Source organism: Burkholderia vietnamiensis LMG 10929 (genome assembly GCF_000959445.1).
In the GTDB taxonomy this organism is placed as follows: domain Bacteria; phylum Pseudomonadota; class Gammaproteobacteria; order Burkholderiales; family Burkholderiaceae; genus Burkholderia; species Burkholderia vietnamiensis.
Window position 1 is genome coordinate 548,174 of record NZ_CP009631.1, and the last position, 23,323, is coordinate 571,496.

The 23,323-nt window shown below is 67.4% G+C and carries 19 protein-coding genes; 14 read left to right on the forward strand and 5 right to left on the reverse strand.

Annotated features, from left to right (window positions below):
• Positions 1 to 2: 2 nt before the first annotated feature.
• The 4 genes from paaE to AK36_RS12540 all read left to right on the forward strand — a co-directional run bounded on the left by paaE (position 3) and on the right by AK36_RS12540 (position 3,566).
• Positions 3 to 1,091, forward strand: coding sequence for a 1,2-phenylacetyl-CoA epoxidase subunit PaaE (gene paaE / locus AK36_RS12525; protein WP_011882990.1), 1,089 nt, complete (start codon positions 3 to 5; stop codon positions 1,089 to 1,091).
• A 129-nt stretch (positions 1,092 to 1,220) separates the two neighbouring features.
• Positions 1,221 to 2,036 (forward strand): DUF1835 domain-containing protein, encoded by an 816-nt coding sequence (locus tag AK36_RS12530; RefSeq protein ID WP_045578597.1) that lies wholly within the window; start codon positions 1,221 to 1,223, stop codon positions 2,034 to 2,036.
• Between the two features lie 42 nt (positions 2,037 to 2,078).
• A complete protein-coding gene (locus tag AK36_RS12535; protein WP_045578598.1) occupies positions 2,079 to 2,684 on the forward strand; it encodes a TetR/AcrR family transcriptional regulator in 606 nt (201 codons plus the stop codon).
• Positions 2,685 to 2,918: 234 nt separating this feature from the next.
• Positions 2,919 to 3,566, forward strand: a complete 648-nt coding sequence (locus AK36_RS12540) for a GNAT family N-acetyltransferase (protein WP_011882987.1) — start codon at positions 2,919 to 2,921, stop codon at positions 3,564 to 3,566.
• A gap of 67 nt (positions 3,567 to 3,633) precedes the next feature.
• Here AK36_RS12540 and AK36_RS12545 read toward each other — a convergent pair whose 3' ends face one another.
• Positions 3,634 to 4,158 (reverse strand): Lrp/AsnC family transcriptional regulator, encoded by a 525-nt coding sequence (locus AK36_RS12545; protein ID WP_011882986.1) that lies wholly within the window; start codon positions 4,156 to 4,158, stop codon positions 3,634 to 3,636.
• 211 nt (positions 4,159 to 4,369) lie between these two features.
• On the opposite strand from AK36_RS12545, the gene hppD reads away from it, so the two are divergent.
• On the forward strand, positions 4,370 to 5,467 hold the full coding sequence (gene hppD, locus AK36_RS12550) for a 4-hydroxyphenylpyruvate dioxygenase (protein ID WP_041493933.1): 1,098 nt from the start codon (positions 4,370 to 4,372) through the stop codon (positions 5,465 to 5,467).
• A gap of 111 nt (positions 5,468 to 5,578) precedes the next feature.
• On the opposite strand, the gene AK36_RS12555 is transcribed toward hppD, so the two are convergent.
• Positions 5,579 to 5,770 (reverse strand): hypothetical protein, encoded by a 192-nt coding sequence (locus AK36_RS12555; protein WP_014722271.1) that lies wholly within the window; start codon positions 5,768 to 5,770, stop codon positions 5,579 to 5,581.
• A gap of 319 nt (positions 5,771 to 6,089) precedes the next feature.
• On the opposite strand from AK36_RS12555, the gene AK36_RS12560 reads away from it, so the two are divergent.
• Positions 6,090 to 9,680: an indolepyruvate ferredoxin oxidoreductase family protein gene (locus AK36_RS12560; RefSeq protein WP_034192914.1), complete on the forward strand. Its 3,591-nt coding sequence runs from the start codon at positions 6,090 to 6,092 to the stop codon at positions 9,678 to 9,680.
• A 140-nt stretch (positions 9,681 to 9,820) separates the two neighbouring features.
• On the opposite strand, the gene AK36_RS12565 is transcribed toward AK36_RS12560, so the two are convergent.
• Positions 9,821 to 12,091, reverse strand: a complete 2,271-nt coding sequence (locus tag AK36_RS12565) for an NADP-dependent malic enzyme (protein ID WP_011882982.1) — start codon at positions 12,089 to 12,091, stop codon at positions 9,821 to 9,823.
• Between the two features lie 456 nt (positions 12,092 to 12,547).
• Here AK36_RS12565 and AK36_RS12570 point away from each other — a divergent pair, with 456 nt between their 5' ends.
• From AK36_RS12570 to AK36_RS12600, 7 genes are all read left to right on the forward strand, one after another.
• Complete coding sequence (locus tag AK36_RS12570) at positions 12,548 to 13,234, forward strand: orotate phosphoribosyltransferase (RefSeq protein ID WP_006752465.1); 687 nt, start codon at positions 12,548 to 12,550, stop codon at positions 13,232 to 13,234.
• Between the two features lie 243 nt (positions 13,235 to 13,477).
• Positions 13,478 to 14,083: a YbhB/YbcL family Raf kinase inhibitor-like protein gene (locus tag AK36_RS12575; protein ID WP_011882981.1), complete on the forward strand. Its 606-nt coding sequence runs from the start codon at positions 13,478 to 13,480 to the stop codon at positions 14,081 to 14,083.
• Between the two features lie 196 nt (positions 14,084 to 14,279).
• Complete coding sequence (locus AK36_RS12580) at positions 14,280 to 14,852, forward strand: flavodoxin family protein (protein WP_011882980.1); 573 nt, start codon at positions 14,280 to 14,282, stop codon at positions 14,850 to 14,852.
• A 158-nt stretch (positions 14,853 to 15,010) separates the two neighbouring features.
• Positions 15,011 to 15,961, forward strand: a complete 951-nt coding sequence (argC, locus tag AK36_RS12585; RefSeq protein ID WP_014722267.1) for an N-acetyl-gamma-glutamyl-phosphate reductase — start codon at positions 15,011 to 15,013, stop codon at positions 15,959 to 15,961.
• A gap of 426 nt (positions 15,962 to 16,387) precedes the next feature.
• The gene (locus AK36_RS12590) at positions 16,388 to 17,806 is read left to right on the forward strand and encodes a DUF2957 domain-containing protein (protein WP_045578599.1); all 1,419 of its coding nucleotides are present in this window, start codon (positions 16,388 to 16,390) and stop codon (positions 17,804 to 17,806) included.
• Positions 17,807 to 17,970: 164 nt separating this feature from the next.
• Positions 17,971 to 19,212, forward strand: coding sequence for a DUF2957 domain-containing protein (locus AK36_RS12595; protein ID WP_011882977.1), 1,242 nt, complete (start codon positions 17,971 to 17,973; stop codon positions 19,210 to 19,212).
• A 16-nt stretch (positions 19,213 to 19,228) separates the two neighbouring features.
• Positions 19,229 to 20,062: an OmpW/AlkL family protein gene (locus AK36_RS12600; RefSeq protein WP_011882976.1), complete on the forward strand. Its 834-nt coding sequence runs from the start codon at positions 19,229 to 19,231 to the stop codon at positions 20,060 to 20,062.
• Positions 20,063 to 20,276: 214 nt separating this feature from the next.
• Here AK36_RS12600 and AK36_RS12605 read toward each other — a convergent pair whose 3' ends face one another.
• Positions 20,277 to 21,197, reverse strand: coding sequence for a LysR family transcriptional regulator (locus tag AK36_RS12605; protein WP_011882975.1), 921 nt, complete (start codon positions 21,195 to 21,197; stop codon positions 20,277 to 20,279).
• A gap of 96 nt (positions 21,198 to 21,293) precedes the next feature.
• Between AK36_RS12605 and AK36_RS12610 the strand changes: the two genes are divergently transcribed.
• Entirely contained in the window at positions 21,294 to 22,577 is a 1,284-nt protein-coding gene (locus tag AK36_RS12610; RefSeq protein ID WP_045578600.1) for an MFS transporter, read from the forward strand.
• Between the two features lie 81 nt (positions 22,578 to 22,658).
• On the opposite strand, the gene AK36_RS12615 is transcribed toward AK36_RS12610, so the two are convergent.
• Positions 22,659 to 23,294 carry a LysE family translocator gene (locus AK36_RS12615; protein WP_014722261.1) on the reverse strand — a complete coding sequence of 212 codons (636 nt, stop codon included), beginning with the start codon at positions 23,292 to 23,294 and terminating at the stop codon, positions 22,659 to 22,661.
• Positions 23,295 to 23,323: the final 29 nt, after the last annotated feature.

Below are 23,323 nucleotides of genomic sequence, written 5' to 3' on the forward strand. Positions count from 1 at the left end.
TCATGGCGACCCCGCAATTCCACCCGCTGCGTATCCGCGACGTGCGCCCCGAAACCGCCGACGCCGTCACCGTCTCGTTCGACGTGCCGCCCGAGCTGCGCGACGCGTACCGCTTCACGCAGGGCCAGTTCGTCACGCTGAAGACGCACATCGACGGCGAGGAAACGCGCCGTTCGTATTCGATCTGCGTCGGCACGACCGACTACGACCGCGACGGCGAACTGCGCATCGGCATCAAGCGGGTGCGCGGCGGCCGCTTCTCGAACTTCGCGTTCGACACGCTGAAGCCGGGCCACACGATCGACGTGATGACGCCGGACGGCCGCTTCTTCACGCACCTGAACGCCGACCACGGCAAGCAGTACGTCGCGTTCTCGGGCGGCTCTGGCATCACGCCGGTGCTGGCCATCGTGAAGACCACGCTCGAGCTCGAGCCGCGCAGCACGTTCACGCTGATCTACGGCAACCGCAGCGTCGACGCGATCATGTTCGCGGAAGAGCTGGAGGACCTGAAGAACCGCTTCATGAACCGCTTCGTGCTGTATCACGTGCTGTCGGACGATCAGCAGGACGTCGAGCTGTTCAACGGCGTGCTCGACCAGGCGAAATGCGCGCAATTCCTCGCGACGCTGATGCCGGCCGACGCGATCGACGAAGCGTTCATCTGCGGCCCCGCACCGATGATGGATGCGGCCGAGGCCGCGCTGAAGGCCGCCGGCGTGTCGCCGGAGAAGGTGCACGTCGAGCGCTTCGGCACGCCGCTGCCGCAAGCCGGCGCGCCGGTCGTCGAGATCACCGAGCAGACGCCGGCCGCGGACCTCGAAATCGTCCTCGACGGCAAGAAGCGCAAGCTGCGCTTGCCGTACGAAGGCGTGAGCCTTCTCGACGTGGGGCTGCGCGCGGGCCTCGCGCTGCCGTACGCGTGCAAGGGCGGCGTGTGCTGCACGTGCCGCGCGAAGGTGGTCGAAGGCGAGGTGCGGATGGACAAGAACTACACGCTCGACGAGCGCGAAGTGAAGGACGGCTTCGTGCTGACGTGCCAGTGTCATCCGGTCAGCGACAAGGTCGTCGTGAGTTTCGACGAGCGTTGAGCGGCGTCGCACCGGCGCGCCGCGCCGGTTTCTCGCCGTCACACATCTCGCTTACACTAGGGGCCGCCGGCCGGTCGGACGTCGCAACGTCCGGCCGGCCGGCGGTTTTCTTTTGTTGACCACAGGCCGATGAGTACCATTCACGTGATTCAAGGCGGCAGCGCCGCCGAGTCGCTGCGCGACGCGCTCGCGCAAGCGGGACGCGACGAGCTCGTCGTCGGATTGCTCGACGATCTCGCGGTCGGCCCCTTGCAGGGCGTCGACGAGACGCCGGACACGCGCGCCGCGTTCTGGCAGCACGTGCTAGGCGACCAGATTCCCGACTGGCACGCGCAGATCGAAGCCGAGCTGGCCCGGCTCGACGCGCTCGCGGCGGACTCCGGCCAGGTGGTCGTCTGGCATGCGCCGAGCGTCGGCGACAAGCTGCTGCTGCGCCGCGTCGCCTATCATCTGCGCAACGTGCCGCAGCGGCTGAACGAAGTGCGGATGTCGCCGGCCGATCTCGATGCACCGGCCCGCGCGGCGCTGACGCGCACCGATCAGGCGTGCGCGACCGGGATGTTCCCGCCGGCGGCGTTCGCCCGCAAACGCCCGGTGGCCGCGCCGATCTCGGTGCTGCGCATCGGCCGGCTCGCGCTCGAATGGCAGGAGGCGAAGCACCTGAACGCGGAATTGCGCTACTGGGTCAGCAACACGATCAAGAGCGGGCACTACACCGACCTCGACGCGCTGATCCTCGCGCATGCCGAAGCCGGCTGGCTGCCCGCGCGACGGCTCGTCGGCAGCATCATGGCCGGCGCCGACCGCGGCGGGCTGTTCGTCAGCGATTCGATCGCGTGGTGGCGCTGCCGCGAACTGGCGGCAGCCGGCCGCCTCGAGCTGCAGGACGACGCGCCGGCCGCCCTCTCTTCCACGCAGGTGCGCGCGGCAGCGTCCGCCCGCTAACGTCCCTGCATCTCCCTCTTTCGTCCCCTTTCGCATTCCACCATGGCCCGTACCCGAGCGCCCGACCACGAATCCCAGCGCGAGCAGATCCTCGATCTCGCCGCCGAGAAGTTTGCGCAGACGAGCTATCCGAGCACGTCGATGTCCGATCTGGCGACCGCGAGCGGCACGTCGAAGGCCCGCCTCTATCACTACTACGAGAGCAAGGAAGCGATCCTGTTCGACCTGCTCGACCGCTACACGAAGCGGCTGATGCTGATCATCGCCGAGGTCGAAGGCGCGAGCCAGCGGCGCGGGCTCAGCGAGCGCGACGCATTCGCCGAGCTCGTGCGCGCGTTCCTCGCCGAGTATGAGACGTCGCACAGCCGCCACGTGGCGCTGCTCAACGACGTCAAGTATCTGGAGGACGCACAGCGCGAGATCGTGCTCGATCGCCAGCGCGATATCGTCGCGGCGTTCGCGCGCCAGCTCGCACGCGCCTATCCCGACCGGATCTCGAAGGAAAACCAGACGTCGGTCACGATGATGGTGTTCGGGATGATCAACTGGACCTTCACGTGGCTGAAGCCCGGCGGCCGCCTGCGCTACCGCGACTTCGCCGAACAGGTGATCGACCTGATGGAGCGCGGGCTGTCCGGCACGGCATGATTGCCGCGCAGCAGCATGCGTTGCGCGGCCGTCACACTGCGACAGGCGGCCGCGCGTTTCATATGACGAATTTTTAACCCGTTAAAAATCAAATAGATAGGCGGTGAACTAAGCGGATTTAGAATTCCCCCTCGGCACGAACACGGCGAAATACGGGTTTTCCCCAACCCACTCAGGTAGAATGCTGCTGCGTCGCACAAGTCGCTTGTGCAGCTACACACTGAGGAACCCACGATGAACACGCAATCCGACCGCCGTGCCGATGCTGTCGGCAACGCCGGGACTGCGCCGGTTCTCGTCAGGGAACTGGCTTCCAAAGACCGTGAGCGCATGCTCACTCACTTTCTCTCGCTCGACGAAGAGGACCGCCTGCTGCGCTTCGGCCAGATGGTGCCCGACCACGTGATCGAGAACTATGTCCGTACGATCGATTTCGGTCGCGATACCGTATTCGGCGTGTTCGACCATGCGCTCGAACTGATCGGCGTCGGCCATCTGGCGTACTTGCCGGCCGACGGCGACAAGCGCACGGCCGAATTCGGCGTGTCGGTGCTGGAACGCGCGCGCGGTTGCGGCGTCGGCTCGAAGCTGTTCGAGCGCGCGGCGATCCGCAGCCGCAATACCCACGTGACGATGCTGTACATGCATTGCCTGTCGCGCAACGCGACGATGATGCACATCGCGAAGAAATCGGGGATGCGGATCGAATATGCCTACGGCGAAGCCGATGCATATCTGTCGCTGCCGCCGGCCGACCACTCGACGATCCTCGCCGAGATGCTGCAGGAGCAGGCCGCGGTGTTCGACTATGCGCTGAAGCGCCAGGCGCACCGCACGTCGAAGTTCATCGAATCGATGATGCCCGCCGCGCTGACGGCGTAACGCATCGGCCGGTCGCGCCGCCCTGCCGGGCTGCGCGGCCGGCACACTTCCCCACTTCATCCGCGCGCTAGCGCACCGACCGGATCGGCAACGCGGTCGTCTCCTTGAAGCATTCGAGCGAGAAGCTCGTCTTCACGTCGATCACCGACGGATGGTGCAGCAGATGCTCCTGCACGAAGCGGGAGAAATGCGCCATGTCCTCGACCTGCACCCGCAGCAGGTAATCCATGTCGCCCGTCATCGCATGGCACGCCACCACCTCCGGCCAGGTCTGCACCGCCGCGCGGAACAGCTCCGCGTGGGTCGCGCCCGCGCGCGCCGACGTCTCGTCGCCGCGGGCCGGCGCCAGGCCGCCGCGCTTCTCGAGCCGCACGCTGACGTACGCGAGCAGGTCGAGCCCGAGCTTCTGCGGGTCGAGCAGCGCGACGTAGCCGGTGATCACCCCGATCTCCTCGAGCCGCCGGATTCGCCGCAGGCACGGGCTCGGCGACAGGTTCACGCGCTCGGCGAGCTCCTGATTCGACAGGCGGCCGTTTTCCTGAAGGATCGCGAGAATCCGCCGATCGATGGCGTCCAATTCGACGAGCGCCATTTTCTGCCCTCCGTTCGTGATATTGAGGCTGGAAATTGCGCCATCGTAGGCACCCGCGATTAAGTTCGCAAGTTTTCGCTCGTGGCTGCCCGCTACACTCTGTCGCAGGTATCGATCGCGTTGTGCGCGCCCGCGGCGCGCCGCGTTCGACGTGAACCGGGCCAGCGCCCCGCATCGCCCGGCCGATCGCCAAGCAGACAGGAGACAAGGCATGCAGATCCCCAACTGGGACAACCCCGTCGGTACCGACGGCTTCGAATTCATCGAATACACGGCGCCGGATCCGAAAGCGCTCGGACAGTTGTTCGAGCGGATGGGTTTCACCGCGATCGCGCGCCATCGCCACAAGGACGTGACGGTCTACCGTCAGGGCGACATCAACTTCATCATCAACGCCGAGCCGGATTCGTTCGCGCAGCGCTTCGCGCGCCTGCACGGCCCGTCGATCTGCGCGATCGCGTTCCGCGTGCAGGACGCCGCGAAAGCGTACCGGCACGCGCTCGAACTCGGCGCGTGGGGCTTCGACAACAAGACGGGTCCGATGGAGCTGAACATTCCGGCAATCAAGGGCATCGGCGATTCGCTGATCTATTTCGTCGACCGCTGGCGCGGCAAGAACGGCGCGCAGCCGGGCGCGATCGGCGACATCAGCATCTATGACGTCGACTTCGAGCCGATTCCCGGTGCCAACCCGAACCCGGTCGGCCACGGCCTCACTTATATCGACCACCTGACGCACAACGTGCATCGCGGCCGCATGCAGGAATGGGCGGAATTCTACGAACGCCTGTTCAACTTCCGCGAAGTGCGTTACTTCGACATCGAAGGCAAGGTCACCGGCGTGAAGTCGAAGGCGATGACGTCGCCGTGCGGCAAGATCCGGATCCCGATCAACGAGGAAGGCTCGGACACGGCCGGCCAGATCCAGGAATATTTGGACGCGTACCACGGCGAAGGCATCCAGCACATCGCGCTCGGCACGAACGACATCTACGGCGCCGTCGACGGGCTGCGCGGCAAGGGCGTGAAGCTGCTCGACACGATCGATACGTATTACGAGCTGGTCGATCGTCGCGTGCCGAACCACGGCGAATCGCTGGACGAACTGAAGAAGCGCAAGATCCTGATCGACGGCGCGCGCGACGACCTGCTGCTGCAGATCTTCACCGAGAACCAGATCGGCCCGATCTTCTTCGAGATCATCCAGCGCAAGGGCAATCAGGGCTTCGGCGAAGGCAACTTCAAGGCGTTGTTCGAATCGATCGAGCTCGATCAGATCCGTCGCGGCGTGGTGCAGGACAAAGCCTGACGCACCGGCCTCCTGCCCCGCGTCCGCACAGGAAAAAGGGCGGGAATCTTGCGATTCCCGCCCTTTTGTCGTCTTGCTCCAGCGGCGCGGCCGGACGGCCGCGCGAGCGGATCAACGCGCGTTCGCCTTACGTGCGGCGCGCGCCGCGGCCGGCTGCGCATCGGCGTCCTGCTGCGGCGCGACGTGGCGCAGCTGCGCGCCGACGCTCGCCAGTGCGCTCGCACCTTGCGCGCGCACCGGGCCGGTCATCGCGAAAAAGGCCGCGGACACGATCAGGAAACTCTGGATATGGCGTGTGTTCATTGCACCTCCTTTAAAACTGCCGGCGCCTCCCCGGTTGCACCGGAGCAAACCGACGCGGCCGGGCACCTCCGGCAGGCCCACAAGATTAACGGCGTTTGCACGAAGATGGGGACGGCTTTACATGCTTTTACATGATGTAACGCAATGCCGCGTGCAACTTCATTGCCTTGCGGCGGCACGGCCGGCGCTGGGCGGCGGGTTTATCCCAGTGCTACCATCACTTAAAACCGGCCAATATGCCGGCCACTGCCGACACGTTCACAAGACGTCGACGCAATCGAAGCTTTGGTGATCCCAAACTGGGTGGAGGAGACTGTTAATGAATGCCCCGCTAGACGCAGGCCAACGCGCGTCGCTTGAAGCCGCGCTGAAGTCCGTCACGCTTGACGACAAATACACGCTCGAACGCGGCCGCGCGTACATGAGCGGCATCCAGGCGCTCGTCCGGCTGCCGATGCTACAGCAGGAACGCGACCGCGCCGCCGGCCTGAACACGGCCGGCTTCATCTCCGGCTACCGCGGCTCGCCGCTCGGCGGCCTCGACCTCTCGCTCTGGAAGGCCAAGCAGCATCTCGCCGCGCACCAGATCGTGTTCCAGCCCGGCCTGAACGAAGATCTCGCCGCCACCGCCGTGTGGGGCTCCCAGCAGGTGAACCTGTACCCCGGCGCGAAGTACGACGGCGTATTCGGCATGTGGTACGGCAAAGGCCCGGGCGTCGACCGCACCGGCGACGTGTTCAAGCATGCGAACTCGGCCGGCTCGTCCGCGCACGGCGGCGTGCTCGTGCTCGCCGGCGACGATCACGCCGCGAAATCCTCGACGCTCGCGCATCAGTCGGAACACATCTTCAAGGCCTGCGGGCTGCCGGTGCTGTTTCCGTCCAACGTGCAGGAATATCTCGACTTCGGCCTGCACGGCTGGGCGATGAGCCGCTACTCGGGGCTGTGGGTCGCGCTCAAGTGCGTGACGGACGTCGTCGAATCGTCGGCATCGGTCGACATCGACCCGCATCGCACCGACATCGTGCTGCCGACCGACTTCGTGCTGCCGGAAGGCGGCCTGAACATCCGCTGGCCGGACCCGCCGCTCGTGCAGGAAGCGCGGTTGCTCGACTACAAGTGGTACGCGGCGCTCGCGTACGTGCGCGCGAACAAGCTCGATCGGATCGAGATCGACTCGCCGAATGCCCGCTTCGGGATCATGACGGCCGGCAAGGCCTACCTCGACGTGCGTCAGGCGCTGACCGACCTCGGCCTCGACGACGACACCTGCGCGCGGATCGGCATCCGCCTGTACAAGGTCGGCTGTGTGTGGCCACTCGAAGCGCAGGGCGCGCAGGCGTTCGCGCGCGGCCTCGACGAAATCCTGGTCGTCGAGGAAAAGCGCCAGATCCTCGAATACGCGATCAAGGAAGAGCTGTACAACTGGCCCGACGCGCAGCGCCCGCGCGTGTTCGGCAAGTTCGACGAAAAGGACGGCGCCGGCGGCGAATGGTCGGTGCCGATGGGCAACTGGCTGCTGCCCGCGCATTACGAGCTGTCGCCCGCGATCATCGCGAAGGCGATCGCGACGCGCCTCGACAAGTTCGAGCTGCCGTCCGACGTGCGCGCGCGCATCGCCGCGCGGCTCGCGGTGATCAACGCGAAGGAAATGGCGCTCGCGAAGCCGCACGTGCAGACCGAACGCAAGCCGTGGTTCTGCTCGGGCTGCCCGCACAACACGTCGACCAACGTGCCGGAAGGCTCGCGCGCGATCGCCGGGATCGGCTGCCATTACATGACGGTCTGGATGGACCGCAACACGAGCACCTTCAGCCAGATGGGCGGCGAAGGCGTGCCGTGGATCGGCCAGGCGCCGTTTACCGACGAGAAGCACGTGTTCGCGAACCTCGGCGACGGCACCTACTTCCACTCGGGCCTGCTGGCGGTGCGCGCGGCGATCTCGTCGAAGGCGAACATCACCTACAAGATCCTCTACAACGACGCGGTCGCGATGACGGGCGGCCAGCCGGTCGACGGCGTGCTGACGGTGCCGCAGATCACGCACCAGCTCGCGTCCGAAGGCGCGAAGCGGATCGTGATCGTCACCGACGAGCCGGAAAAGTACGACAGCCAGAAGGCGCTGCTCGCGCCCGGCGTGACGGTCCATCACCGCGACCAGCTCGACGACGTGCAGCGCGAGTTGCGCGAGATCGCAGGCACGACGATCCTGATCTACGACCAGACCTGCGCGACCGAGAAGCGCCGTCGCCGCAAGCGCGGCACGTATCCCGACCCGGCGAAGCGCGTCGTGATCAACGATGCGGTATGCGAAGGCTGCGGCGACTGCTCGGTGAAGTCGAACTGCCTGTCGGTCGAGCCGCTCGAAACGGAATTCGGCACGAAGCGCCAGATCAATCAGTCGAGCTGCAACAAGGATTTCTCCTGTGTGAAGGGGTTCTGCCCGAGCTTCGTCACGGTCGAAGGCGGCCAGTTGAAGAAGCCGAAGGCGGTGGCCGTCGACGGCGGCGCGCTGCCGCCGATCCCGGAGCCGGCGCTGCCGGCGATCGACCGCGCCTACGGCGTGCTCGTGACCGGCGTGGGCGGCACCGGCGTCGTCACGATCGGCGCACTGCTCGGGATGGCCGCGCACCTGGAGAACAAGGGCGTGACCGTGCTCGACGTCACCGGCCTCGCGCAGAAGGGCGGCGCGGTGATGAGCCATGTGCAGATCTCGCATGCGCCGACCGACATCCATGCGACGCGGATCGCGATGGGCGAGGCCGACCTCGTGATCGGCTGCGACGCGATCGTCACGGCCGGCGACGAATGCACGTCGCGGATGCGGCGCGATGCGACGCGCGTCGTCGTGAACAGCGCGCAAACGCCGACCGCCGAGTTCATCAAGAACCCGAACTGGACGTTCCCGGGCTTGTCGGCCGAGAACGACATTCGCGCGGCGGCCGGCGAAGCCGTCGACTTCATCGACGCCAACCGCTTCGCGGTCGCGCTGCTCGGCGATGCGATCTACACGAACCCGTTCGTGCTCGGCTACGCGTGGCAGAAAGGCTGGCTGCCGCTCACGCTCGCGTCGCTCGAACGGGCGATCGAGCTGAACGCGGTGTCGGTCGAGAAGAACCGCGCCGCATTCGACTGGGGCCGCCGCGCGGCGCACGACCTGGCGAGCGTGAAGCAGGCGGCCGCCGGCGCCGCGGGCGCCGCGCAACGCGCCACCGTGATCGCGCTGCACACGAAGAAGGCGGTCGATGCGCTGATCGCGAAGCGCGTGGAGTTCCTCACCGCTTACCAGAACGCCGCATATGCGGCGCGCTATGCGGCCTTCGTCGACAAGGTGCGCGCGGCCGAACGGGCGCTTGCCGACGGCGACGCCGCGCAGGAGCCGCTGACCGAAGCAGTCGCGCGCAACCTGTTCAAGCTGATGGCGTACAAGGACGAATACGAGGTCGCGCGCCTGCAGTCCGATCCGGCGTTCGTCGCGCGTCTGTCGTCGCAGTTCGAAGGCGACTGGAAGCTGAAATTCCACCTCGCGCCACCGCTGTTCGCGAAGAAGGACGCGCACGGCCATCTCGTGAAGAAGGCGTACGGCCCGTGGATGCTGTCGGCGTTCCGCCTGCTCGCGAAGGCGAAGTTCCTGCGCGGCACCGGCCTCGATCCGTTCGGACGCACCGAGGAGCGCCGCACCGAGCGCGCGCTGATCGGCGAGTACGAGGCGCTGATCGACGAAGTGCTGGGCCGGCTGAACGCGGCCAACCGCCCGCTCGCGCTCGAGCTGGCCGCGCTGCCGGACGGCATCCGCGGGTTCGGCCACGTGAAGGAGAACAACCTGCGCGCGGTGCGCCAGAAGTGGGATGCGCTGCTGGCGAAGTGGCGCTCACCGGCCGGCGGGCAGTCGCACCAGCAGGTCGCGTAACGGCAGGTGGCGGGCGGTCGCGCCGCCCGCCGCCCGCCGTTGCAATAGCGCCGGTTCGCAGCAAAAGCGCGAAAAAAGCCACGGAACCTGCATTCCGTGGCTTTTTCCATTGCGCGGCGCGCATAAGCGCGCCGGCGACCTTACTTCGTGTTCGCGTTCGCGGCGGCCACGGCGGTCATGTTGATGATCCGGCGCACGGTCGCAGCCGGCGTCAGGATGTGAACCGGCTTCGCGGCGCCGAGCAGGAACGGGCCGACCGTCACGCCGTCCCCGCCGACCATCTTCAGCAGGTTGTACGCGATGTTCGCCGCTTCGACGTTCGGCATGATCAGCAGGTTCGCTTCGCCCGACAGCGTGGTGCCCGGGAACGCAGCCTTGCGGACCGCTTCGGACAGCGCCGCATCGCCATGCATTTCGCCATCGACCTCGAGGTTCGGCGCACGCTCGTTGATCAGCCGGCGGGCTTCGGCCATCCGGCGCGACGACGCCGACGGCGCGCTGCCGAAGTTCGAGTTCGACAGCAGTGCGGCCTTCGGCGTGATGCCGAAGCGCTCGATCTCGCCGGCCGCCTGGATCGTCATGTCGGCGAGCTGCTCGGCGCTCGGCAGCTCGTTCACGTAGGTGTCGCACATGAACAGGTTGCGGCCCGGCAGCATCAGCAGGTTCATCGCCGCGAAATGCTCGGCGCCCTTCGCACGGCCCAGCACCTGCTCGATGAACTTCAGGTGCGTGTGGAACGTGTCGATCATCCCGCAGATCATCCCGTCCGCGTCGCCCAGATGCACGAGCATCGCGCCGATCAGCGTGTTGAACTTGCGCAGCGCCGCCTTCGCGACTTCCGGCGTCACGCCGTCGCGCGCGCCGATCTCGTGGTACGCCTGCCAGTAGCGCTGGTAGCGCGTATCGTCTTCCGGATTCACGATCTCGAAATCGACGCCGGCCTTCAGCTTCGAGCCGATCTTCTCGAGGCGCATCTCGACGACCGACGGCCGGCCGATGATGACCGGCTTCGCGATCTTCTCGAGCAGCACGAATTGCGCGGCACGCAGCACGCGCTCGTCCTCGCCCTCGGCGAACACGATGCGCGCTTCCTTCTTCTTCGCGGTCGCGAACACCGGACGCATCACCATGCCGGTGCGGTAGACGGTCGTGCCGAGTTGCTCGCGGTAGGCGTCCATGTCCTCGATCGGACGGGTCGCGACGCCCGAATCCATCGCGGCCTGCGCGACGGCCGGCGCGATCTTGATGATCAGGCGCGGATCGAACGGCTTCGGAATCAGGTATTCCGGCCCGAACTCGAGCGAGTGGCCTTCATATGCCTTCGCGACTTCCTCGCTCTGGTCGGTTTCCTCGGCCAGTTCGGCGATCGCGCGCACGCATGCGAGCTTCATTTCCTCGGTGATCGTCGTCGCGCCGACGTCCAGCGCGCCGCGGAAGATGAACGGGAAGCACAGCACGTTGTTGACCTGGTTCGGATAGTCCGAACGGCCGGTCGCGACGATCGCGTCCGGGCGCACGGCCTTCGCGTCTTCCGGGCGGATTTCCGGCTCCGGGTTCGCCAGTGCGAGGATCAGCGGCCGGTCGCCCATCGTCTTGACCATGTCCTGCTTCAGCACGCCCGCGCTCGAGCAGCCGAGGAACACGTCCGCGCCGACGATCGCATCGGCGAGCGTGCGCGCGTCGGTGGTCGCCGCATAGCGCTGCTTCGACGGATCGAGATTGCCGCGCCCTTCGTAGATCACGCCCTTCGAGTCGGCCACCAGGATGTTCGTCTTCGTCAGGCCGAGCTTCACGAGCAGGTCCAGACACGCGATCGCGGCCGCGCCGGCGCCCGAGCACACGAGTTTCACGTCGGCGAGCTTCTTGCCGACGACCTTCAGGCCGTTCAGGATCGCGGCCGACGCGATGATCGCGGTGCCGTGCTGGTCGTCGTGGAAGACCGGAATCTTCATGCGCTCGCGCAGCTTCTGCTCGATGTAGAAGCATTCGGGCGCCTTGATGTCCTCGAGGTTGATGCCGCCGAGCGTCGGCTCGAGCATCGCGATCGCCTCGACCAGCTTGTCGGGGTCCGATTCGGACAGTTCGATGTCGAACACGTCGATGCCCGCGAACTTCTTGAACAGGCAGCCCTTGCCCTCCATCACCGGCTTGGCGGCCAGCGGGCCGATGTTGCCGAGGCCGAGCACGGCCGTGCCGTTCGTCACGACGCCGACCAGGTTGCCGCGCGACGTGTATTTCTGCGCGTCGAGCGGATCGGCGTGGATCGCCTCGCACGCGGCGGCGACGCCCGGCGAGTAAGCGAGCGACAGATCGAGCTGGTTCGACAGCGGCTTGGTCGGCGTGACCGAAATCTTGCCGGGCTTCGGGTTCAGGTGATAAGCGAGAGCGGCCTGCTTCAGTTGTTCGTCCATGATTGACCTGCGAGAGACATGCGAATATTGACGGTTCAGTACACAGCACCAGCGGCCGCATCTGCGTGAATCGAAGAGGTAGTCGACTGCGAGACGGCCCGCGGCACGCCCGGTCGGCGCGCCATCGAACCTCGGCGGGTGGCAACGGGAAAGTACAAAGTACTGAACGATTTCCAAGGGGCGACTAGTGTACACCCGCGCATGCGCCGTGTTGGTGCGCCGCCGCATATGCACCGTCGATGGACGTTCGATCGGTCCCCGGTTGATCCGGCGGCGTCGGCCGCCCGCCCGAACCCGCGAATTCCGCCGAAAACCGGCCTGAATCGGGTAAAATAGCGGGCTACGCGCGCAGCGAAACGATCGGTGTTCCGGTCGTGCCCCGGCCCTTTGGGCAGGTTCCCCTTGCTGCGCCATCGGGCGCGCGCCCGCTCTTCGCTCATCACCCAAGGAATGCCCATGACAGGCTACGATCGTCAGTCGATCTCGGATACGACCGCCAAAATCCTGCTGGAAGTGCAGGCGGTGCACTTCAACGCCGAAAAACCGTTCATCTTCACGTCCGGGTGGGCAAGCCCCGTCTACATCGACTGCCGCAAGCTGATTTCGTATCCGCGCGTGCGCCGTGCGCTGATGGAAATGGCGGAAACGACGATCATGCGCGACGTCGGCTTCGAGCAGATCGACTCGGTGGCGGGCGGCGAGACGGCCGGCATCCCGTTCGCGGCATGGCTCGCCGACCGCATGATGGTGCCGATGCAGTACGTGCGCAAGAAGCCGAAGGGCTTCGGCCGCAACGCGCAGATCGAGGGTCATCTGGAAGAAGGCTCGCGCGTGCTGCTGGTGGAAGACCTGACGACCGACAGCCGCAGCAAGATCAACTTCGTCAACGCGCTGCGCACCGCGGGCGCGACGGTGAACCACTGCTTCGTGCTGTTCCACTACAACATCTTCAAGGAAAGCGTGTCGGTCCTGAAGGACATCGACGTCGACCTGCACGCGCTCGCGACCTGGTGGGACGTGCTGCGCGTCGCGAAGGCGTCGGGCTACTTCGAGACCAAGACGCTCGACGAAGTCGAGAAATTCCTGCACGCGCCGGCCGAGTGGTCGGCGGCGCACGGCGGCGCCACGGCCCCGAAGGAATGACGCCACCCCGGCCACGCTGCCGGCGCCCAGGCTGAAACGGCCGCCCGCGACCTCGCGGGCGGTTTTTTTTCGTCCGTCGATCCAGATCAGCATCGGGCCGCGTCCGCGGCCACGGCATGCATCGCGCATCCAACCCTAATGCTAGACTTGCTCCAGCGCCGCCATCGGCTGCGCGCGCAACCACCTACAACGCCAATCACGCCGGGAGCGTCGGCCCGGCTCACGTGACGGGAGCAGCGCCATATGCGTGTGGATCGCCGGATCACCTCACCTGCGCCACCCGGTCGTACGGCTCCGTTCATCGCTACCCTGCTCTGCGCCGCCGCCGCGTTGGCCACGTTCGCCACCGCGCCCGCGCGCGCGGAAGGCCCGTTCACCGTCACGAGCACCGACCTCGCGCCCGGTGGGCGCGTCGGCGCCGCGCAGCTGTTCGACCGCGGCGAATGCAACGGTGAAAACCGCTCGCCGCAGCTCAGTTGGCGCAATCCGCCGCCCGGCACGCGCGGCTACGCGGTGACGATCTTCGATCCCGATGCGCCGGGGCACGGCTGGTGGCACTGGGCCGTCGCCGACCTTCCCGCGACCGTCACGAGCCTGCCGGCCAATGCGAGCGCGTCGGGCTTCCTGCGGCGCATCGGCGCGAGCGAGGCGCGCAACGACTTCGGAACCGACGGCTACGGCGGCCCGTGCCCGCCGCCGGGCAAACCGCACCGCTACGTGATCACCGTGTACGCGCTCAAGGGCACGGACCTGCGCGTGGCCCAAGGGCGCCCCGCGCCGATGTTCGAGCACGAAATCGGCACGCTGACGATCGGCACCGCGCAGCTCACCGTCACCTACGGGCGATGAGCGCAGGCGGGCGTCGCGATCGCTTCGGCGCGCGAACGTCCACGCACCGCGCGCCGTTCTCCCGTCATTTCGGCTTGCTAGACTCCACCGCAGCGGTCGCGGCATCCCGCCGCGCACCCGTCGCGCCGCCCCGCTGCGGCGCGTGACGCGGCAGGCCGCGGCGGCCGCCGTGTCGTCCCCTTCCGGAGAACGCCTCATGTCGAACATCGTCATCGTCTATCACAGCGGCTACGGTCATACGCAGAAACTCGCCGAAGCCGTCCACGCCGGCGCGCAGGACGCCGGCGCGGCCGCACGGCTGATCGCAGTCGGCGAGCTCGACGACGCGGGCTGGGCCGCGCTCGACGCGGCAGACGCGATCGTCTTCGGCGCGCCGACCTACATGGGCGGGCCGTCCGCACAGTTCAAACAGTTTGCAGATGCGACGTCGAAACCGTGGTTCACGCAGAAATGGAAGGACAAGCTCGCCGCCGGCTTCACGAACTCGGCGACGATGAACGGCGACAAGTTCTCGACGATTCAATATTTCGTCACGCTGGCGATGCAGCATGGGATGGTATGGGTCGGCACGGGGATGATGCCGGCCAACTCGAAGGCGGCGACCCGCAACGACATCAATTACGTCGGCGGCTTCACGGGCCTGCTGGCGCAGTCGCCGGCCGACGCGACGCCCGACGAGGCGCCGCTGCCCGGCGACCTCGAGACGGCCAAGCTGTTCGGCCAGCGCGTCGCGCAGGCCGCCGTGCGCTGGACGGCCGGCGGCCGCTGAACGCCCGACGCTGGGCAGCGCGGCGGCACGCGCCAAAGCGACACAAGGCGGCCCGCGGGCCGTCTTTTTTTGGCCGCCGGCGGGCAGGCCCGCCGGCTGACGTCTTAAAATGGCGGTTTCAGGGCGCCGCGGCTCCCGTTTCATTCAGCGAGAACGAAATGAGCACCAAAGTTTTTGTCGACGGCCAGGAAGGCACCACCGGCCTCAAGATCTTCGAATACCTGTCGGCGCGCAACGACATCGAAATCCTGCGCATCGACGAAGCGAAGCGCAAGGACGTCGACGAGCGCCGCCGCCTGATCAATGCATCGGACGTCACGTTCCTGTGCCTGCCGGACGTCGCATCGCGCGAGTCGGCCTCGCTCGTCGAGAACCCGAACACGACGCTGATCGACGCGAGCACCGCGTTCCGCACCAGCGCCGACTGGGCGTACGGCCTGCCCGAGCTGACCCGCACGCAGCGCGACAAGATTCGCAACGCGAAGCGCATCGCGGTGCCGGGCTGCCACGCGTCGGCGTTCGTGCTGGCGATGCGCCCGCTCGTCGATGCCGGCATCGTCGCCCCGAGCTTCGCCGCGCACAGCTACTCGATCACCGGCTACAGCGGCGGCGGCAAGTCGATGATCGCCGACTACGAAAACGCGGCGCCGGGCGGCAAGCTCGCGAGCCCGCGCCCGTATGCGCTCGCGCTCGCGCACAAGCACCTGCCGGAAATGGCCGCGCACACGGGCCTCGCGCACGCGCCGATCTTCACGCCGATCGTCGGGCCGTTCCTGAAGGGCCTCGCGGTCACGACCTACTTCTCGCCGGAGCAGCTCGCGAAGCGCGCGACGCCGCAGGACGTGCAGCGCGTGTTCGCCGAGTACTACGCGGACGAGCCGTTCGTGCGCGTCGCGCCGTTCAACGCCGACGAAAATCTCGACAGCGGCTTCTTCGACGTGCAGGCCAACAACGACACGAACCGCGTCGACCTGTTCGTGTTCGGCAACGAAGAGCGCTTCGTCACGGTCGCCCGCCTGGACAACCTCGGCAAGGGCGCATCGGGCGCCGCGATCCAGTGCATGAACCTCAACATCGGCGCCGCCGAGGACACCGGCCTCAAACGCTGAGCGCGCTTGCACGCGATGCAAAGCCGGCCGCGGGCCGGCTTTTTATTTGCCCATATCGGGCAATGAATTAAATCCAGTCGCCGGATTTACAAATATTTACAAGCTTTCCATTGCGCGAGTGGCGTTGAATTAATTCAACGGTTTTTATCCAGTCAATCCCGAATAGGGATAAACCGGATACCCGCGATTTAAACGCAGCCGTTATACGCGGGAAGGCTCCGGACGCCCGAGCCGCGCGGCCGACGCCCACCGCGGCGCCACTCTATGACGCGTCGCGCGTTTTAATTCTTACTGAAATCCGCTTCCCGCAAGGATTCGTCGTGGGCGCTTTGTTTCAAGCGCCTTTTTTAGACGAGTTCATCAATTGACAGCGAATATCCAGACGGCGACATTAGCTCGCACAATTAAACGATTGGAGACAGCGGCATGTCGCACGCCTTATCGAAGGGGGTGGCAACGGCCTTTGCCATCGCACCTTTCCTGATTGCCTGTGGTGGGGGGGATTCCGGCGGCGCGCTCGCGCCGGTCGACGCGCCCCAATGTTCCGGATCGAGTTGCGGCACGCAAGGCCAGCCGCCGTCGCAGCCCATCAACGGCGCGCTGTGTCCGGCCGATGCCGACATCGTGAAGAGTACGTACCTCGGCGGCGCCGGCAGCGGCGAGGTCGTCAGCGTCAACATCGACGCGGTCGCGATGACCTACACGCTCAAATGGCTCGAATCGCCGATTCCGCTCGCGACCGGCACCGTCACGCCGAGCCGCGCCGGCGTCACGATCACCGGCAAGGTCGTGCACCCGCCGACCGGCACGCTGCCCACCGCCGAGCAGACCCGCTGCGCGTTCGTGCTGACGCCGGGCGCCGGCACCGCCCCGAACGGCTCGACCTACTCGACGGCCGCCGACTTCAACCAGGCGAACCCGCCGATGCTGCTGGTCGGCATGGGCGTCGCGGGCGGCGGCATCCCCGGTGCGACGGTCCAGTACGACGGGCTCACGATCATCCCCGGTGTGATCCAGAACGTCGGCCAGGTGCCGAACCGCCATTTCGATTTCTACCCGTTCCTCGGCTTCGCGAGCACGACGACCGACCTCTCGAAGCTGCCGGGCACCTACAACGCGCTGATCTATCACCTCGTGCCGTCGGGCAACTACGCGACGAAGGGCGTCAACTCGAGCGAGACGTTCGATGCGAACGGTGCGTGCACGTCGTCGTCCGGCAGCTGCATGACGACCGGCAATCCGTGGACGCCGCATGCGAGCGGCGGCTACTTCGACAGCACGCAGGCGCCGCAGATTCTGCCGCAGACGTCGCTGCCGCTGATCGGCGCGACCGGCAAGTCGGCGACCGTGCACATGGTGATCGGGCAGCTCAACGGCGCGACGGTGCCGGTGATCGTGCGTACCGGCGACGTGAACCTCGGCACGCCGCCGCTGCATACGGACGCCAAGGTCGACGACGAATCGGGGATCGCGGTGCTCGCCGGCGCGACGGCGATCCAGTCGGGCGCGATCGACGGCGGCTACGCGGGCGCGGACTCGAATTTCAAGTACACCGCCGCGCTGATCCGCGGCAGCAACGCGTCGTTCATCAATCCGAGCACGCAGGCCGAAGAGGACGGCTTCACGCTCGACTACGGCCAGTCGACGCCGGGCCTGCTGAACACGACCACGAAGCCGGCCAGCGGCGCGACCTACCCGTCCGCGTCGGGCGTGGTGATCGCGACGGGCGGCCTGTACGCGGCACTCGTGCAGGGCACCGTGAACGGCGGCGTCACGTCGACGTCGGCGAACGCGAGCACCTCGTCGACGCCGTACTTCGGCGTGGGCGCGCAGATCAGCAAATAAGCGGTGCGCGGCGGCGGGCGCGCCGCCGCGCACCGCACGCATCGCAGGAAAGGCACGAAACGACGGCGCCCGGCACGGCGCAGCTACGCACGCGGCACGAGCAACGAAACAGAAGCGGTCGACAGGGAGCCGGCCGCCGAACAAGACAAATCTGGAGGAGCAACATGAAGCGCAACCTCGTTCTGGCGGCGGCCCTTGCCGCCCCCCTTCTTTCCGCATGCGGCGGCGGCAGCGACAACCCGCCGCCGCTCGTCGAAGACCGGCTCTGCCCGGCGTCGCTCGACTACAGCACCGTCTTCACGGGCGGCGCGGGCAGCGGCGAACTGGCCAAGGTCCAGCTCGACACGACCAAGATGACCTGGCAGGTCACCTACGTCGAATCGGCGGTTCCGCAAACCACCGGTACCGTCACGCCGACGCGCGCCGGCACCGTGGACAGCGGCACGCTCACGCAGGAAACGATGTTGCCGACCAACAAGCTCAACCAGTGCGCGTTCCGCCTGAACGGCGCGAGCCTCGATCCGTCGCGGCCGGCGCGCATCTTCGTCGGCTTCGGCGTCGCCGGCGGCACGATTCCGGGCAAGGAGATCCAGTTCAACGGCGTGCTCGGCCAGGCCGCGGTGCCCGACACGAAGTTCCCGTACTACCCGTTCATCGGTTTCTCGTCGATCGAAACCGACATCACGAAGGTCGCCGGCACGTACAGCCATATCGGCTTCGGCGAAGTGCCGTCGCAGAAATTCGCGCCAGCGTCGATCGATGCGAAGGTGACGATCAACGCCGACGGCACGTGGACCAAATGCGACACGACCGGCCAGTTCGCCGGCGGCGCGTGCGTGCAGCAGGGCACGAACTTCGTGCAGTCGGCCGACGGCAGCGGCGCGTTCCAGAGCAACAACTACCAGAGCCAGCTGAAGCCGACGCTGTCGGCGACGCCGCAGGGCAAGGGCTTCATGATCGTCGGCAGGCTGCGCAACCAGCTCGTGCCGGTGCTCGTGCGCACGGGCGTCGCGAACCCGAACCCGACGCCGGACAGCAACGGCGTGCCGGGCCTGACCGCCGACGACGAATCGAGCATCTCGATCCTGTCGCCGCAGACGGCGATCGCGGCCGGATCGCAGAACGGCGAATACATCGGCGTCGACAGCCAGTTCGACTACCGCACCACCGCGCTGATCAACAACCAGGCCACGCTGCTCGATCCGTTCCAGCCGTCGCAGGCTTCGCTCGCGACCGCGCTCGACCTCGACTACACGCAGAAGGTGCCGGGCACGGTCACGACGATCCACACGGGCTCGGGCAGCACGTCGCCGACCGGCAAGTTCATCTTCACGGGCGGCGTGTTCGGCTTCCTCGACAACGCTGGGACGACGCCGTATTTCACGATCGGCGCGTTCGTCCAGTAAGCGGAGGCAAGCCGTGATGAACAAGACCCTTCTCTGCGCGGCAGCCGGGGCGCTTGCCCTGGCGCCGCTCGCCGCGCAGGCGCAGAGCGCCGGCAGCAACGTCGTCACACTGGGCTGGTTCCACGTGATGCCGCAGCAAAGCAGCACGCCGATGACGACCAACGTCGCGCCGACGCCGATCAACACGCCGCTGCGGCTGCCGCCGACGTTCACGTCGCCCGGCACCGGCCTGCGCACGAGCGGCGCCGACACGGTCGGCCTGACGGTCAGCCATTTCCTGACCGACCACATCGCGGTGACGTCGGTGGCCGGCGTGCCGCCGGTGTTCAAGGTGTCGGGCCAGGGGACCATCAGGCCGCCGGGACCGGCCGGCGCGCTCGGCACGCAGAACATCGGGCTCGCGTCGGTGAACCCGATCGTCAAGAGCGTGCGGCAGTGGAGCCCCGCGGTGTTGCTGCAGTACTACTTCGGCGCGGCGACCGCGAAGTTCCGGCCGTTCCTCGGGCTGGGCGTGTCGTACAACTGGTTCAGCGACCTGCAGCTCAATACGAACTTCATCAAGCAGACGCAGGACAATCTGGGCGCGATTCTCGCGGCGGGCGCGGGCAAACCGGGGACGACGTCGGTGGAGGCGAAGGCTTCGTCGTCGTGGCAGCCGGTGTTCAACGCGGGCTTGCAGTACAACTTGACCGAGCACTTCGGGCTGATCGCGTCGGTGACCTACATCCCGCTGAAGACGACGTCGACGGTGACGATCAAGGCCGCCGACGGCACGGTGCTCGCGGAGTCGAAATCGGAGCTGAAGGCGGATCCGATCATCAGTTACGTCGGGATGACGTACAAGTTCTGACGCGGACGAAGCCGGATGAAACCGGCCGAAGCTGCAGGAAGCGGCAGCCCGCGTCAAAAAACGCGGGCAAAAAAAAGCCCGCCTAAGAGGCGGGCTGAATCCATATCAGAGGAGACATGGAGGAGACAGGTGTAACTATAGCGAATCGAATGCGGCATTGCAACATTTCCGTAGAGAAAATCAGGATTTTCCCTCGAACGCACACTCTAGCCGTTTAGTCGTCATCCGACCCCTCCCCGTTCTCCCGCTCCAGCACGGCGCCGAGCGTGTCGCGCAGCAGCGCGACCGGCCGCGTCAGGCGGCCCGGCAGCGCGCCGTGCACCATCCATACGTTGATCCGCGTCTCGAGCCCCGTGGTTTGCACCACGCGCAGCGCGTCGCGATGTGCGCTGCGCGCGAGCGCATTCGGCGAGGCGATGCCGATGCCCGCGCCGCGCGCGACCAGCGACAGCTGCAATTCCGAGCCGAACGCCTCGACCGCAACGTCGAACGGCAGGCCGGCCGCGCCGAGCGCGCGGCTCAGCGCCGAACGCATGCCGCAGCCGTCCTGACTCAGCACCCACGGAAAACCCGACAGCACGTCGAGCGACAGCGGCCCGTCCGGCAGCGGGAAATCGCGCGCGGCGACCAGCACCGTCGGCTGCGTGCCGAGCAGCGTGGCCGTCAGCGTGTCGGGCAGCGCCGCGCTGGCCGGCACCATCACGGTCGCGACATCGACCGTGCCGCGCTCGATGCCCTGCACCAGCGCCGGCGACCAGCCGGCCGTCACGCGCAACGTGAGCCGCGGAAACGCATCGCGCAGCCGGTCGATCGGCTGCTCCAGCGCGAGTTCGGACAGAAACGGCGGCACGCCGATGCGCAGCTCGCCCGACGGCTCGCTGTCGGGCGAGCCGGCCGCCATCAGCTCGTCGATCGCACCGAGCACGTTGCGCGCCAGCGCATAGACGTCGCGCCCGGCGGCGGTCGGCTTCAGCGGCTTGCTCTGCCGCTCGAGCAGCGGCAGGCCCAATAGCGCCTCGAGGTTCTGCACGCGGCGCGTCAGGCCCGGTTGCGTCAGATGGAGCTTCGCGGCGGCGGCGACCATCGAGCCGCTGTCGACCACGGCGACGAACGCCTCGAGATCACGCGTATTCAAAGCAAACTCGCATAATCATGTTAGACATATTTCAATTGTCGCATAACGATGCGATACCTACGATGAGGACTTCTTCCTCACTTGCGCGGAGCTCCGATGAACTGCCCTGCCGACGCCTGCCCCGCCGCCGTTCGCCGCGCGGCGCACGCCCAGCCTGCGCTCAGCGCCGGCATGACGCTGTTCTTCGCCGCGACGGTCGGCGTGATCGTGATGGACCTGTTCGCCGCGCAGCCGCTGACCGGCGCGATCAGCGCGGACCTGCGCCTGCCGGCGGGCCTCACCGGCCTGGTCGCGATGCTGCCGCAGCTCGGCTACGCGGCCGGCCTCGTGCTGCTGGTGCCGCTCGTCGACCTGCTCGAGAACCGTCGGCTGATCGTCGCGACGCTCGTGGTCTGCGCGGCCGCGCTCGCGCTGCCCGCGTTCACGCGCTCGGGCGCCGTGTTCCTGGCGGCGACGCTCGTCGCCGGCGCGGCTTCCAGCGTGATCCAGATGCTGGTGCCGATGGCCGCGGCGATGGCGCCCGAAGCGCAGCGCGGGCGCGCGGTCGGCAACGTGATGAGCGGGCTGATGCTCGGCATCCTGCTGTCGCGGCCGCTCGCGAGCCTGATCGCCGGCACGGCTGGCTGGCGCGCGTTCTACGTGCTGGCCGCGCTCGCCGACGCGGCGATCGCCGCGGTGCTCGCGCTGCGGCTGCCGTCGCGCGTGCCGTCGGTCACGACCGGCTATCGGGCGCTGCTCGCGTCGATGGGCCGCCTGCTCGCCGCCGAGCCGGTGCTGCGCCGCCATGCGCTGTCGGCGGCGCTGGCGATGGCCGCGTTCAGCGCGTTCTGGACGGCCGTCGGGCTGCGGCTCGCGCAACCGCCGTTCGGCCTCGATCTGCACGGGATCGCGCTGTTCGCGTTCGCGGGCGCGAGCGGCGCGATCGTCACGCCGCTGGCCGGTCGCGTCGGCGATCGCGGCCACGGCCCGGCCGCGCAGCGCGCCGCGCACCTGACGATGCTCGCCGCGCTGACCGTGCTGGGCATCGCCGGCGCCGGCTGGTTCGGCTTCGACGCGCCCGCGCACCGCGGCATCGCGCTGGCGCTGCTGGCCGGCGGCGCGGCGCTGCTCGATGCGGGCGTGATCGTCGACCAGACGATCGGCCGGCGCGAGATCAACCTGTTGAACCCGGCCGCACGCGGGCGGCTGAACGGCCTGTTCGTCGGACTGTTCTTCGTCGGCGGCGCGCTGGGGGCCGCACTGGCGGGCAGCGCGTGGGCGTGGGGCGGGTGGAGCGCCGTGTGTGGCGTGGGGTTCGGGTTCGGGTTCGCGGGCGCAGCCACCGTATTCGGCTTGTCGGCCGGGCGCCGTGCCGATACCGCGGCGACGCCGGGCGCGTGACGGCGGGTGCCCACGCCCAACGTGAAAACGCCCCGCCCTCGGACGAGGTGCGGGGCGTGCGGCCGGCCGCGCCGGCGGCGTTCAGTGACGGACCAGCGCCATCATCGCGCCGAAGCCGACGAACAGCCCGCCGGTCAACCGGTTGAAGACGCGCGCGACGCTCTGGCTCTTCAGCGTCGCGCCGATGCGCGTGCCGAACGACGCGTAGACCAGATACCAGCTGACCTCGATCGCCGCGAACGTGACGACGAGGATGCCGAACTGCGGCAGCGTCGGCTCGGCCGCGTTGATGAACTGCGGCAGCAGCGCGGCGGCGAACAGGATCGCCTTCGGGTTGCTGCCCGCGACCAGGAAGCCGTTGCGAAACAGCGCCCACGACGACGCCGATGCGCCCGGCGCAGACGCGGCGAGGTCGGCGGCCGGCGCGTCGTCGACCCGTGCGCGCCAGGCCTTCACGCCCAGATAGATCAGATAGGCGGCGCCCGCGAAGCGCAGTGTATTGAACATCGCCGGCCACGCCTGCAGCACCGCGCCGAGCCCGGCCGCGGAGACGGCCAGCATCAGCACCAGCGCACTGAGACAGCCGGCCATCGTCGCCGCCGAGCGGCGCAGCCCGTGGCGTGCGCCGTGGGTCATCACGAGCAGCATGTTCGGACCGGGAATCGCTGACACGACGAACACCGTCGCCACGAAAAGCCACCACGTATGCAGGTTCATGCGCGCCTCAGCGATAGAGCAACGAAACG

What these genes read in the sequence shown, in the direction of transcription:
- paaE (WP_011882990.1), top strand. Translation starts at nt 3, where the DNA reads ATGGCGACCCCGCAATTCCACCCGCTGCGTATCCGCGACGTGCGCCCC.
- AK36_RS12530 (WP_045578597.1), top strand. Translation starts at nt 1,221, where the DNA reads ATGAGTACCATTCACGTGATTCAAGGCGGCAGCGCCGCCGAGTCGCTG.
- AK36_RS12535 (WP_045578598.1), top strand. Translation starts at nt 2,079, where the DNA reads ATGGCCCGTACCCGAGCGCCCGACCACGAATCCCAGCGCGAGCAGATC.
- AK36_RS12540 (WP_011882987.1), top strand. Translation starts at nt 2,919, where the DNA reads ATGAACACGCAATCCGACCGCCGTGCCGATGCTGTCGGCAACGCCGGG.
- AK36_RS12545 (WP_011882986.1), bottom strand. Translation starts at nt 4,158, where the DNA reads ATGGCGCTCGTCGAATTGGACGCCATCGATCGGCGGATTCTCGCGATC.
- hppD (WP_041493933.1), top strand. Translation starts at nt 4,370, where the DNA reads ATGCAGATCCCCAACTGGGACAACCCCGTCGGTACCGACGGCTTCGAA.
- AK36_RS12555 (WP_014722271.1), bottom strand. Translation starts at nt 5,770, where the DNA reads ATGAACACACGCCATATCCAGAGTTTCCTGATCGTGTCCGCGGCCTTT.
- AK36_RS12560 (WP_034192914.1), top strand. Translation starts at nt 6,090, where the DNA reads ATGAATGCCCCGCTAGACGCAGGCCAACGCGCGTCGCTTGAAGCCGCG.
- AK36_RS12565 (WP_011882982.1), bottom strand. Translation starts at nt 12,091, where the DNA reads ATGGACGAACAACTGAAGCAGGCCGCTCTCGCTTATCACCTGAACCCG.
- AK36_RS12570 (WP_006752465.1), top strand. Translation starts at nt 12,548, where the DNA reads ATGACAGGCTACGATCGTCAGTCGATCTCGGATACGACCGCCAAAATC.
- AK36_RS12575 (WP_011882981.1), top strand. Translation starts at nt 13,478, where the DNA reads ATGCGTGTGGATCGCCGGATCACCTCACCTGCGCCACCCGGTCGTACG.
- AK36_RS12580 (WP_011882980.1), top strand. Translation starts at nt 14,280, where the DNA reads ATGTCGAACATCGTCATCGTCTATCACAGCGGCTACGGTCATACGCAG.
- argC (WP_014722267.1), top strand. Translation starts at nt 15,011, where the DNA reads ATGAGCACCAAAGTTTTTGTCGACGGCCAGGAAGGCACCACCGGCCTC.
- AK36_RS12590 (WP_045578599.1), top strand. Translation starts at nt 16,388, where the DNA reads ATGTCGCACGCCTTATCGAAGGGGGTGGCAACGGCCTTTGCCATCGCA.
- AK36_RS12595 (WP_011882977.1), top strand. Translation starts at nt 17,971, where the DNA reads ATGAAGCGCAACCTCGTTCTGGCGGCGGCCCTTGCCGCCCCCCTTCTT.
- AK36_RS12600 (WP_011882976.1), top strand. Translation starts at nt 19,229, where the DNA reads ATGAACAAGACCCTTCTCTGCGCGGCAGCCGGGGCGCTTGCCCTGGCG.
- AK36_RS12610 (WP_045578600.1), top strand. Translation starts at nt 21,294, where the DNA reads ATGAACTGCCCTGCCGACGCCTGCCCCGCCGCCGTTCGCCGCGCGGCG.
- AK36_RS12615 (WP_014722261.1), bottom strand. Translation starts at nt 23,294, where the DNA reads ATGAACCTGCATACGTGGTGGCTTTTCGTGGCGACGGTGTTCGTCGTG.